10 protein-coding genes are annotated in these 12,719 nt (G+C 51.8%); 3 read left to right on the top strand and 7 right to left on the bottom strand.

The window, feature by feature from the left end; all coding sequences use genetic code 11:
- Positions 1-10 precede the first annotated feature (10 nt).
- A complete protein-coding gene (locus QVE43_RS02120; RefSeq protein ID WP_288004071.1) occupies positions 11-709 on the top strand; it encodes an SDR family NAD(P)-dependent oxidoreductase in 699 nt (232 codons plus the stop codon).
- A 9-nt stretch (positions 710-718) separates the two neighbouring features.
- Entirely contained in the window at positions 719-2,134 is a 1,416-nt protein-coding gene (locus QVE43_RS02115) for an SDR family oxidoreductase (RefSeq protein ID WP_288004070.1), read from the top strand.
- 96 nt (positions 2,135-2,230) lie between these two features.
- On the opposite strand, the gene QVE43_RS02110 is transcribed toward QVE43_RS02115, so the two are convergent.
- From QVE43_RS02110 to QVE43_RS02095, 4 genes are read right to left on the bottom strand one after another with little or no spacing between them, the layout of a single operon-like run.
- On the bottom strand, positions 2,231-3,412 hold the full coding sequence (locus QVE43_RS02110; RefSeq protein ID WP_288004069.1) for a hypothetical protein: 1,182 nt from the start codon (positions 3,410-3,412) through the stop codon (positions 2,231-2,233).
- 25 nt (positions 3,413-3,437) lie between these two features.
- A complete protein-coding gene (locus QVE43_RS02105) occupies positions 3,438-4,268 on the bottom strand; it encodes an outer membrane beta-barrel protein (protein WP_288004068.1) in 831 nt (276 codons plus the stop codon).
- Positions 4,269-4,280: 12 nt separating this feature from the next.
- Positions 4,281-6,005, bottom strand: a complete 1,725-nt coding sequence (locus QVE43_RS02100; protein ID WP_288004067.1) for a DUF1501 domain-containing protein — start codon at positions 6,003-6,005, stop codon at positions 4,281-4,283.
- An 18-nt stretch (positions 6,006-6,023) separates the two neighbouring features.
- Complete coding sequence (locus QVE43_RS02095; protein WP_288004066.1) at positions 6,024-7,763, bottom strand: DUF1800 family protein; 1,740 nt, start codon at positions 7,761-7,763, stop codon at positions 6,024-6,026.
- A gap of 95 nt (positions 7,764-7,858) precedes the next feature.
- Here QVE43_RS02095 and QVE43_RS02090 point away from each other — a divergent pair, with 95 nt between their 5' ends.
- Positions 7,859-8,662, top strand: a complete 804-nt coding sequence (locus QVE43_RS02090; RefSeq protein WP_288004803.1) for an MBL fold metallo-hydrolase — start codon at positions 7,859-7,861, stop codon at positions 8,660-8,662.
- On the opposite strand, the gene QVE43_RS02085 is transcribed toward QVE43_RS02090, so the two are convergent.
- The 3 genes from QVE43_RS02085 to QVE43_RS02075 all read right to left on the bottom strand — a co-directional run bounded on the left by QVE43_RS02085 (position 8,612) and on the right by QVE43_RS02075 (position 12,717).
- The gene (locus tag QVE43_RS02085; RefSeq protein ID WP_288004065.1) at positions 8,612-9,322 is read right to left on the bottom strand and encodes a DUF92 domain-containing protein; all 711 of its coding nucleotides are present in this window, start codon (positions 9,320-9,322) and stop codon (positions 8,612-8,614) included. The genes QVE43_RS02090 and QVE43_RS02085 overlap by 51 nt on opposite strands.
- Positions 9,323-9,526: 204 nt before the next feature.
- Entirely contained in the window at positions 9,527-10,339 is an 813-nt protein-coding gene (locus QVE43_RS02080; RefSeq protein ID WP_038029397.1) for a crotonase/enoyl-CoA hydratase family protein, read from the bottom strand.
- Between the two features lie 113 nt (positions 10,340-10,452).
- Positions 10,453-12,717 carry an OmpA family protein gene (locus QVE43_RS02075; RefSeq protein WP_288004064.1) on the bottom strand — a complete coding sequence of 755 codons (2,265 nt, stop codon included), beginning with the start codon at positions 12,715-12,717 and terminating at the stop codon, positions 10,453-10,455.
- Between the last annotated feature and the right edge of the window lie 2 nt (positions 12,718-12,719).

The raw sequence follows: 12,719 nt of genomic DNA, 5'->3' as shown, positions 1-12,719 counted from the left end.
TGTCATTTTTATGAGAAAAAACATTTTAATCATTGGTGCTTCAAGTGGCATAGGAAAAGCTTTGGCGTCTGTGCTCACCGATGAAGGGCACGCCCTATGGGCTACTTACCACCGCCACGAACCAAGCACCCAAGCAAACACGCAATGGGTACGCTGGGATGCCGTAAACGAAGCATTTCCTGACGATTTTTTGCCCGATATCCTGCATGCAGTAGTTTATTGCCCGGGCAGCATTGCTCTGAAGCCTTTTCAGCGCTTTACTCCCCAAGATTTTATAAACGATTATCAGCTGCAAGTAGTAGGTGCTGTCAAGGCGCTGCGGGCAGCTCAGGCGGCTTTGAAAAAAGCGGAAAGTGCAGCGGTGGTGCTGTTTTCTACCGTGGCCGTTCAAACGGGCTTTCCTTTTCATGCCGTAGTGGCTGCTTCGAAGGGAGCCATCGAAGGGCTGACGCGCGCTCTGGCTGCCGAATGGGCACCTACGGTGCGGGTCAATGCCATTGCCCCTTCATTGACCGATACGCCCCTGGCGGCTGCGCTGCTTTCCAATGAAGAAAAGAAAAAAGCCAATGCCCAACGCCATCCGCTCAAACGCTTGGGCAATGCTGAAGAAATAGCACAGGCAGCTGCCTTCTTATTGTCCGATGCGGCTTCCTGGATCACCGGGCAGGTGTTTCATATCGATGGCGGCATGTCATCGTTAAAGATATAGGGGGAACACATGAAAATTTTATTGACAGGAGCCACCGGTTACATAGGACAGCGTTTGTTGCCTTCGCTGGTGGGGCTGGGGCATCAGGTGGTTTGTCTGGTGCGTGACCGGGCCCGCTTTCACCCGGCTGCTTCTTTGCGCCCTTATTTGGAGGTGATAGAGGCCGATTTATTAAATGTCGATTCTCTCAAAGCCATTCCAAAAGACATAGAGGCGGCTTATTATCTGGTGCACTCAATGGCTTCGCACCACGATTATGCGGACGTGGAACAACAGTCGGCACAGAATTTTGTGGAAGCCTTGAGTGGTACGGCAGCCCGGCAGGTGATTTATCTCAGTGGCATTGTCAATGATGAGGACTTGTCGGCGCATTTGAGTTCGCGCCTGCGCGTAGAACAAACGCTGCGGCAAGGAACTTTTGCCCTTACTACCCTGCGGGCAGGCATCATCATCGGTTCAGGCAGCGCTTCCTTTGAAATTATTCGTGACCTGGTAGAAAAGCTGCCGCTGATGGTGGCGCCCAAGTGGGTGAAGACACGCTGCCAACCCATAGCCATTGCCAATGTGTTGGAAATACTGACGGGGGTGCTGGGCAATGAATCCTGTTACGGGCAATCGTTCGATATTGGCGGACCCGATGTGCTTTCTTACAAAGAGATGCTTTTGGGCTATGCGCGCGTGCGTGGGTTGAAGCGTTTGATTTTTACCGTGCCCGTGATGACCCCTCGCTTGTCTTCTTACTGGTTGCACTTTGTTACTTCGGTGCCTTACCGTTTGGCACGTGCCCTGGTTGACAGCATGAGTGTCGAGGTGGTTTGCCGCGATGAGCGCATCAAGGCGCATGTGCCTTTCAAAGCCATTCCTTATGAAGAAGCAATCCGGCGCGCATTGGATAAAATACAAAACAACGAAGTGGCATCGAGTTGGCACGATGCCATGAGTAGTAGCAAGCGCCCTATCAAAATATCGGACTTTATAGAGGTGCCTACTTACGGCTGCTTCAAAGACGTTCGAAAGAAAAAGATACGCGACCGGCAACGAACCATCGAGCGTATATGGCAGATAGGAGGGGATAAAGGGTGGTATTATGCTCAGTGGCTGTGGCGGCTGCGTGGTTTGCTCGACCAAGCCGTAGGCGGTGTGGGGTTGCGCCGTGGGCGCACACACCGGGACCACATCGAAGCAGGCGACAGTGTGGATTTTTGGCGTGTGCTTTATGCCAACAAAGAGGAAGGACGTTTGTTGCTTTTTGCTGAAATGAAGCTGCCCGGTGAAGCTTGGCTGGAGTTTCGTATAAAAGATGGTTATTTGTGGCAAGTGGCTACTTTTCGTCCCAAGGGGTTGTGGGGGCGCTTGTATTGGTACGCTGTGCTGCCCATGCATGAAATTGTTTTTCGAGGTTTGATTCATCGTTTGACACAGTAGTGTGTCTTATCCGGACGGTATCAAAAAAAGGGGGGCAGCGCAGGCTGCTCCCTTTTCGTTTGCTTCGGCACGAGGCGCCGGTTGCGCTTTAAGTGATTAGGGTTGAAGCAGTTGGCGTATGTCTTCTTCGTTCAATTTGAATACACACAGGCGCGCAAAGCGCCCCGCCATCCATACACGCCCCGTAATAAGCAAGCCGCCGTCCGGGGTGCGGCACATGGCTCCGGCTTCAAAACGATTGCCGTGCCCAAAATAGCGGGTGCCCAACAACTGCCCTCCTTCTGCGTCATATGCATACAAAGCGATTTGTCCGTTTTGTGTGCTGCTTAAATATAAAATCACCGCCAAGCCACCTGCTTCGGTATGAAGCAAACGCACCCCCGCCTTGGGGCTTAATTCCTGGATAAGATACCCTTTTAGGTTACTGCTGCTGCTCACGCCATTGGGATCTATGCTGACCGAGGGAGCAAAGTAGGTGCGGCCGTCTTCGCTGAAGCGGGCTATCGAAAAGCGGTTGCTTTGCGGGAGTGCGACACAGGCGCTCATGCCTGCTTCATAACGTGTGCCATTGACAACCCCCGTTTGTGAGCTACCTGCGTCCAAAAAAGTGAGTGCAAGGGTGTAGTTATTGAAACCGTTGAAGAAGATTTGCCCTGAGGGTGTTTGCCCAATAAAGAAGGGGAATTGCTGACCGCGCCGGCTGATGTGCTGAAAGATGAGGGCTTCCACATCTTCGTAAATAGGGAAGGTTTGCCGGGTGTCGTCGCTGAATGCCACCACGCTGTTTCGCCCTACACGGTCATAAGCAAGAAATGCCAGACGCCCATCGTTGAGGCGGCTAAAAGCCAAAGGATATTCTACCGAAGGATAAGCAGCAACGAGTGCAGGTTCGGGGGCTACGGTCAGCACAAGCGGATAAAGCCCTGTTGCATCCATACAAACTACCTGTAGATTGTTGGCACCGTCGCTCAAAAAGCCCAGAGGATGCACATAATCGCTGCTTGCCAGATATTGCCATTCGGGAAACCCTTCCTTGTCTATCTTTAACAAATACAAGCCATAAAAATCACTAAAATCGACTTCGGCGGCGCCCAGCACAATAAAACCACTGTCGGCAGTAGGCGCCACGTCCACGGCATAGTATGCACGCTCATACTCACCGGTATCATAAATGCGGCTGAAGCGCTCACCCGGTTCTATGCGGTTGTCTTGAATGTCACAAGCAGTGAGCCCACACAGGCCGGCGCATAGCAAAAGCCATAGTTTGATTCGTATCATAGCGGAAAAAATGTTTTTGAAAGGTTTAATACTTCACACGACGGTAGCTGCCCGTTTCTAAAAACTTCATGGGGAAGAGGCAGGAAAAAGAAATCTCGATATTTTCGGTGCGCAGGTCATCGAAGGCTTCACCCTGCCCAATCAGGCGGTTGTCGGCATAGCGGTTACGCACGTTGGTAATGTTGTTCATGCCGTACTTATACAAAGCCTGTAATGCCAGGCGCACATTGCCGGCATCGAAACTGACTCCCAGCCCCCCGGTGAAGCCCCAGTTTGAACGAATAAACAAATCCTTCGCTCCGATGACGGGGGCATTGTTTTGCACGCTATTGACCGCTCCGGAAGCGGCATCGTAGCTGTTTACTTCGGCATATTTATCTGCTTGCAACAGCATGCCATAGTAAGCACCCGCCATCACATAGGGACGCAGGCGTGTAGCGATGGGCATGTAGCGAATCAATAAGGGGGTTTCCAGATACCGGAAGTTGACCCGGTGGGTGTAGTCTAACAAAAGCTCCTGTCCGCTTTCCTGCCATGCATATTGCATTTTGTATCCCATATTCATGATAATGAGAGTGGGCTCTATGGCTACCGAAAGTCCACTTTTGTGATTGAACATGACAGGAAGCCCTATTTGAGAGCCATAGCGTTCAAATGATTCATAGCTCTTTTCATAGTTTACCTGCAAGTCGGGTGTGAGTAAAGTATATACGCCGTGGCTTTCGAGCACTTCAAAGCGGCTCAGGTTTACGCCCCCTTTAATGCCCATCCACCATTGCGAGTTAAAAAACGGGTCGCCTTGTGCCGGTAAACACAAGGGCACACAAGACATAAGTAGCAATAAAAAGTATCTCATAGAATATCTGCTTTACAGTTTGATGATTTTTTTGGTGTCGGTCCAGAAAGGTGTACGCAGGCGGCACAGATAAGTGCCGGGGCGCCAGCCGCTCAAATCTACGGTGTAATGGTGGGTGCCGGCAGCCATGGGCTGATGTACCAGCGTGCGCAACCGCTCACCTTGCAGGCTCACTATAGAGAGCTCTACATGTTGCGGCGAGTTGATGTAAAAGGAAATGGTGGTGTGGTCAGTGGCCGGGTTGGGGTAGCAGCTTTCCAGACGGTAACGCACCTTCAGGAAGTTGTCCAAAGAAGTCACGCGGCTGCCTATGAGCGGCAGCTTGTCCGTGGCTTGGTAACCGTCGTCTATCAGCGAAGGGAAGATAAGCGGGATTTTATCGCTGCTTACTTCGAACCAGTCTTGCAGAATGGTGCTAAAGACCAAACGGTAATCCACGATGTCTTCTTTGTCATCGGAAAGGTTACCGCCCTTCTGAGGCACCTTGCTCAAGTCGGGATTCTTGCCTATCATGCCGGGGTTTACCTGCTTGCCAAATACAAACATGGGCGCTACGGTGCCGTGATCACTGCCATAGCTGCCGTTGGACCGGGCACGGCGTCCAAACTCCGAAATGGTGACCGACAGCACGCGGTCTTCCAAGCCACGCGCCCGCAGGTCGTCTTGAAACGCTTTCATTGCCGAGGCCACGTGATAGAGCAGAGCAGCATGAGCCCCCAAAGTATTGTTGTAGCTCTCTACCTGCTGCACGTGGGTGTCGAACCCCCCGATACGCACCAAAAAGACTTTGGTTTTGCAGCCCCCGTGCAGTAGTTTGGCAATGATTTGCAGTTGCAAAGAAAGTGGGTTATGCAGCTTGCCGGCAGGTGCTTGCAGAGGGTAGGTAGTAGGGTACACCACGCCCGACTGAAAGGCATTGCCTATTTGATAGAGTTCCTGCAGGCGTTGGGCATAGTCGTCGGTAGAGTCTTCTATACCTAAAATCCATGCCAGCTCTTTGCCATAGGGCGAGTTTTCCAAGGTAGTGGGCGGGATACCGCGCGGGTCCACGTTGATTTCTTCGTAATAACCTTCCAGGTTATTGACCAAATCGAAAAAGCCGGCAGGATTGGGAATGGCAATGGCGGCGGGTATGGTGTCTTCGGTATGAAAGCCCAGAGATACATCGCTGCCAAACTCCAAGCCCAGCGGGTCAGGCATGCTGCTGTTGGGAAAATCTTCCGGATAGGCGGCGCCGTCCTGCTCATATTCCAGCTCCAAGTAGCGCCCTATCCATCCCGAAGAGATGGGGTCGTCGTAGCCTACACCGCCAAACCATATGTCGCGCCCTTTGAAGTGCGAGCCGTTCATATGCTCGTACCCCACATTCTGAATGATGCTGAGCTTACCTTCGTCATATAAAGCCTTGAGGCCCACCATATCGGGGTGCAGGCCGGCCTGTTGCTCATCGGGTAGCAGCGGGTCCAAGGCGATGAAACGGCGCGAGCCGGTATCCGGAATAGCCAGGTTGGGGCGCAGGTTGTAGTAGTCGCTATATTGATTGACAGGGATGACCGTATTGAGTCCGTCGTTTCCACCATGCAGCTGCACAATGACAAGCACCTTGTCGTTGGTGCTCATGCGTGCCCAACGCTGCAGGCGTGGCAAGCCCATCAATTGGCGAAAGGGAATGCCATTGATAACTATAGGCAGCGCTAGCCCACGGGTCATTTGTTTTAAAAATGTTCTTCTTTTCATTTTCATGGCTTTGCTGTTTTAGTGTAACTGATACTCCGGCGACTGCAAGACGGCATTCAGCAGGTTATTTAAGCGGGCACGCGTATCGCTGCTGATGTCGGGATTGCCGCTGTTGCGGTTGTTCCAATTGAACACCCAGTTGGCAAAAGAGAGCCCGCCCAGGTGGAACACGCCGAAATAGTGAATGCGCTCCGGGGTGAACTCCGTGGCGGTGTCGGTTAAAGGCAGAAAACGATGCACCACGTGGCGCACCAAGTCGAGGGCAAGGTCCATGCCATCCACATTGGTGGGGGTGGTAGCCATGGCATCGGTGATGCCGGCGGCCGGGTCATTTGCCCACGCAAGGCTGTCGAACCAAAAGCCCCAGCCGTTGTTTTCATCCAGCAGTTTTTGAATGAAAGCATAGCGCTGTGCCAGGTTGTTGGTGGTTATCCAGTTGCGGTGATAGCCGGGTGCCTGATGGTAAGGGTCATAGCCTGCCACGTCATAGGGTTCCAGGAAATCGAGCCCCATGCGTTTCACCGCTGCCCATATGGCTTCCATTTGCATGTAATGCGCGGCAGGGTCAGCGCTCATCGGTGTGAGTTGAAAGCCCGGATAGCGCAGTGCCCGCAAGGTACCTATGCTGATTTCCAAGGGGGACTTGATAATGGCACCAAATTTATCATCTTCAACGCCTGCCATCTCTTCAAAGAAGTGTTGACTGCTGAAAAGACGTTCCAGCACGGGGCGCAGACGGTAGCCGTTGCTCATGAGGTCTTGTGCCAATGGGGCTATGATGTTGCTTTCTATGTCGGGAGTGATTTCATGATAAACAAAATAGCGGTAAATCTTGCGGCACAGATAGCGGGCGGCTTCTTCCTTGGCGTAGATGATATCTATGAGCTGACTGATTTCGTCGTAGGCACTGGCGGCAGTAGGCTCACCGCCGGCAGTAAGCAGTGCCGGATTGGGCACTATCTGTGGGGCAGGGTAAGTGGGGCTTGCCAAGGCACTGCTGAAGGTCTTGATGCTGTTGTCGTGTCGTATGGCAACGCCGTTGTATTCTTTGACTATGCCAATGGGTAAGCCGGTATCGGGGTCTATGTTGGAAAAAGTGTCGTCATTGGTCCATCCGGTCAGGGCTTTGGCAGCTGCGCGTATGTCGTCCTCGGTGTAATTGGTATAGTTGCCCGGGGCTATGGTGTCGCCTTTGCCTATGGTGAACAGCTCGAGCAACTCCCGGGCAAAGTTTTCATTCGGATTGCCTTTTTCATTCAGCCGCCCGTCCAAAAACACGAGCATGGCATTGTCTATGCATATTTTTTTGATGAGCTGCGTGTAGCGGTTAAAGTTGGGGTTGACGTTGTTGAAGTCATTATAAAGGTAAGTGCGGAACAACTGCAGCTGGTAATAAATGGCCCGGCTGCTGCGCACGGTTTCGTCTTTGGTGGTAAGTACCGTATGTAAGAAAAAAGTAAGGCGTTCCAAGGCGGTGTCTTCTTCATACATGCGTCCCAACCACCATAATTTTATCAGATGGCGCTGACGGTCTTCGTCTTCGTCATTTTGTGGGGGCTGATTGACCCAAGAGGTGCCGCTTTCGTCAAGCGGGGGCGGGGGTACCGCAAAATTAAACAGCTGATTGAGTGCGGCGGGGGCAGTCATGCCGGCAAAAGCATCAATTTGAGCTTGATTGGCGCCATAGGTCAGGCGACGTAACAAATGGCGTGCCCGCCGTTCGCCTAAATTTCCTGTAATAGGGTCCAAATAAGGCATAGTGAACAATCGTTTTTTTAAAAAAATACGTTATTATCGACCACATGTTTAATGAACCTCACTTAAAACATGTAAGATTATATATAGCTATGGAAATAAAAGTAACATTTCTGGGCACGGGCACTTCCCAAGGGGTCCCGGTCATTGGGTGCGATTGTGCGGTGTGTCGTTCGTTGGATTTCCGGGATAAAAGACTACGTTCGTCGGTGCACCTGCAAGTAGGCGGTCTGAGCTTGGTCATAGATACCGGACCGGATTTCAGACAACAGATGTTGCGCGCCAACGTGCGTCATCTGGATGCCGTTTTGTTTACTCACGAGCACAAAGACCATACGGCCGGCTTAGACGACGTGCGCCCTTTCAATTTCAAACAGGGAAAAGATATGCCTCTGTATGCGCGTCCTCATGTGATTGAGCAGTTGAAAAGAGAGTTTGCCTATGCTTTTGCAGAGCATAAATACCCGGGGGTGCCGCAGCTAAAAGTACACCCCATTGACCACGTCCCTTTCTTCATCGAAGGTGTAAGGATTATACCCGTTGAAGTCATGCATTATAAGCTGCCGGTATTGGGCTACCGCATTGGTAACTTCGCTTACATCACCGATGCCAACTACATAGCACCGGAAGAAAAAGAAAAACTGCGCGGTTTGGATGTGCTGGTGCTGAATGCACTGCGCCGGAAAGAACACATTTCGCATTTCACGCTGGAGGAGGCGTTGGCATTGATAGAGGAGCTGCAGCCACGCCGGGCATATCTGACCCACATCAGCCACCAGTTGGGCTTGCATCGCGAGGTTGAGGCAGAATTGCCCGGGCACGTGCGCTTGGCTTATGATGGTTTGTGTGTGTCAGTAGCCTATGAGCCGGAGCATGAAGAGGAAAGCCAAAGTAGTCAATAAATTGCTGAGAGCGTTCACGCCGTGGTTGTTGAGCAGCCCTTGTTTTTGCCAGGTAGCACCCAGCAATGAGTCCAACAGGTTGCCCGCCCAGCTGACTGCTACAAGCAACAAAAGCAGCCGGTACTGTGAAATGAAGAAAGACATGTAAACAGCCATCAACAAACTGCCGCCTAAGCCGGCAAGCAGGCCGGCACGACTGATGCCGCCGTCTTCGCCCGGTGTTACTCTTCGAAAGCCAAGAATAGAATAGCATTGCTTTCCGTAGAGCTGTCCGAGTTCAGACGACAGCGTGTCGCTCAAGGCAGTTGCTTGCGATACGGCCACAGCTAAAAGTCCCATTTCCGGCGAAAAATGGTTTTCGGGCAGAAGCAGCCTGAGCAGGCTTGCCACCCATACACCGGTGGTGTTGCTCAATACATTGGCTATGCTACGGGTGGCGTGTGGCTGTCGTCCGCTCTTGTGTTTGTCGTGCAGGGCGGTGGCTGCCGTGCCTGCCACAAAGAACAGCGCCATACAGCCAAGTGCAACCCGGCCATTACTATAAAGCAGCATGGATGCCGTAAGCCATCCGGCTATGCTGCCGGCAATGCTTAGTTTTTTCAGCATATAAGCTGCCATGGCAGCTGCTGCCAGCAATAAGTAAATTGCCCATTCGTGCATACACTGTGCGCTTTGGTGAGTGTGGCAATATAAAACGCGAATAGGGGGAATACAACTGAAGCAGACAAAGCCGTGCGCCCTCCTTAGACTTAGAAGAGATAATAAGCGTGCTTTGATTGCGGCAGGCATTCTATACAAGCAAGAAGCCCTACCCAAAAGGGTAAGGCTCCGGTTATTGACTCTTTTAATTCTTGAAACTTGAAATTAGTCTTGGAAAGAGGGCGTTTGTTTTTGGAAGGCAGCCATCATAGCTGCTTCTATGTCTTTGGAAATCAGTTGGGCGGCATTCCACAGTGCCACATACTCCAAACCTTCGGCTACGCTGTGGTCACGGCTGTAATTCATTACTTGTTTGGTGCCACGCACAGCCAAGGGCGACTTGGCGGCAATGGTGCGGGCCATCTCCATGCCGGCTTGCAGCAGGTGTTCGGCATCCGGCTCCACGCGGTTGACCAGCTTGTGTTCATAGGCTTCTTGCGCGGTGATGTTGCGTGCAGTGAATGCCCATTCGCGGGCAATGCCTTCACCCACCAGGTGGCGCAGGCGCTGGAGAGTACCCAAGTCGGCCACAATGCCCAAATCCACCTCTTTGACCGAAAAGTAAGCTTGTGCGCTGCACAGGCGTATGTCGCAGGCTGTGATGATATCGACGCCGCCACCGATGCAGCCTCCTTGTACAAGGGCTATGACCGGCTTGCGGCAGTCTTCAATGGCTTGGATACAGCTCTGTAGTTCTTTGATGAAAGCCAGCAGGCGCTCTCGTGCCCGCCCCGGGCAGTCAATGCCGTCAATTTCTTGTTTGATTTGCATGAGCAGACTCAAGTCTATGCCCGCAGAAAAATGCTTGCCTTCGGCACGCAGCAACACGCAACGCACTTCCGGTGACCGGTCTGCTTCGTGAAAGGCATCGCGCAGGGCGTGCCAGGTAGCCAAATCAAAAGCATTGGCTTTGTCGGCGCGTTGGATGATGATATGGCCGATATGGTCTTCAATAAGCAGGTTTACAGCTTTTTGCATAATTGGATGGTTTATCGGTGGGTTATTTTCTCTTTTAGTTGCAATGATAACAAGCCCGGAAAATAAAAAAATAAGAGAGTGGGGGCGATACCAAAGCGTGGCAAGCTGTTTCTTTACTCATAGCTTTTTAGTTCGTTCAGAGGCACCAGTATCACATCGGCACGGCGCATGAGGCGGCGGGCTACTGTATTGTCTTTGCTTTGGCTGCCCATCCCCTTGTAACGGATGCGTGCAGGCTCCACTCCAAACTCTACAAAGAAGTCATAAACGGCTTTGGCGCGCTCTTCCGACAGAGCTTGGTTCTTTTCGGCTTCGCCTTCCGGCGAGGCATAGCCTTCTATCCATACGCCCACTTCGGGGTGTTTCTTGGCATAGTCAATAAATTTGAGCAACTCGGCTTTAGCCCGGTTATCCAGCTGGGCTTCTCCCACCGGGAAGTAAGCCACATATTTCTTTTTCAACTCTACCTTGCCTTGGTTGCCGGAATAGTCCTCTTCAAGCGAAGCGGCATCGGTGCGTATGCGCGGCAGCGTCTTAATGGTCTCATCGCCCACCTTTAGTTCTTGCATTTGCCCTTTGGCGTCTTCATAAAAAAAGACTACTTCCACGGGCTGTTTGGCAAGCTTTTCATCGCTTACCGGCTCCATCAAAGGCGCATCTTCGTACATAATGGACAACAAATAGTTCATGGCTACGCTGTCTTCCGACGCAATGACGTCTTCCATCAGGTCGTAGAGGTCCAGTTTCTGTTCGCCAAATTCGTCGGGGTTTTGTTTTTCTTCCGGAACGTCTTCAAATACGTTGGTAATAGAGATTTGCTCGGCTACCTCCTTGTCATCTACTACTTTCTTCGAGAGGCGTATCTCTTGATACAACTCGTAAAAATACTTTTGGTTGGGCACACTTATATTGACCAGATAGGGCAAGTAACCCTCTGCTTCAATGACCATGTCATAATCTTTCCCCGGAGGAAACACCATCAGATAGTAGCCCGTGCTGGGGTTGGGGTTGTAAACCCAAGGCAGATACTCATTCTTCTCTTTGTCTATGACTTTGATTTGTGCCTTCACCGGACGGGGCGGGTCGCCTGCCAGAATACGCCCGCGTATCATGGTCAGGGGAATCACCTGTGTGCTTTCATCCGGAATGCCTACTACATACAGGTCGCTTTGCCCGATGCCGCCCGGGCGGTTAGATGAAAAGTAGCCTTTTTTGCCGTCGGCAGACAATACAAAATAACCATCATCAAAAGGTGTGTTGACCGGATAGCCCATGTTTTGCACATTGCCCCACACATTGCCCGAACGTTCGGCACGGAAAATGTCTCTTCCGCCCAGGGTAGGATGCCCGTTGCTGGTAAAATACAAGTTGCGTTTGTCGGGGTGTATGAAGGGGGCTTCCTCATCGAAAGGGGTATTGATGTTGGGACCCAAGTTTTCAGGCTCGCTCCAGCTGCCATCCGGCTTTTTGTAGCATACGTAAATGTCTTTTCCACCGTAGCCATTGGGGCGGTCGCTGGAAAAGAAAAGCCAATTGCCGTCGGCGGTGATGCTCATGCTGCTTTCTTCATAGGGCGAGTTGATGGGCTCGGGCAGGGGAACAGGTGCGGTGAAGGCAGTGCCGTCGAAGCGGCATTCATACAACTCGCCTTTGCGTTCCGGGTCATAGATGTAAAGATAAAGGTACTGCCCATCGGGGGAGAGGGCTGCCGTGCCTGCGCTGCCACTGATGCCGGGAAACGCAAGCGGCATGGACTGCTTCCAGACGTAATCTTCTTTGACGGCCATCCATACTTGCTCTTCCCATATACGCAGGCGGTTATTGAAAACCTGCCGGCTGTAAATGAGGCGGTTGTCATCGGTGGCTACCACAGGTGCCAGGTCATTCTCTTTCGAATTAATGGGCTTGCCCGCATTTTCTATGAAGAGCTCCAGGGGTATTTCGTAATACTTTTTTGCCAACAGCGCCCCTTGCCGTCTTTTTTCCAGCTGCTCACGCAGGCGTGCTTCCCGGGCATGAGCAATGGCTTTTTGGGCTACTTCGGCAGCCTCGTCGAAGCGCCGGTGCTTCATCAGGGCTTCGGCATAGTAGTAAGCTACAGTGGCTTCTTGTGGGTCAAGGCGGTGGGCTTGTTCAAGGTATTCAAGGGCTTTTTGTTGTTTCTCGCCTTCATGTTGCATCAAAAAAGCCTTACCTATACGCAGCAGGAGTTGTACATCATTTTTATTGTTGCCTCTGTGCTGCCGGAAGTAGCTTTTCAGCGCATCATCCGTGAGGCCTTGCGAAAGCAAGCGATCGCCTTCTTCGTATTGTGCCAATGCCTGAAAACCAAAGAAGCAAAGCAGCAGAAGGCTGAGTATAGGGGTGAGTCGGCTCATAG

It is taken from the genome of Thermonema sp. (genome assembly GCF_026003375.1).
GTDB lineage: Bacteria > Bacteroidota > Bacteroidia > Cytophagales > Thermonemataceae > Thermonema > Thermonema rossianum.
The sequence above is the reverse complement of the archived record's forward strand: the minus strand, read 5'-3'. Positions and strand labels throughout refer to the sequence as shown.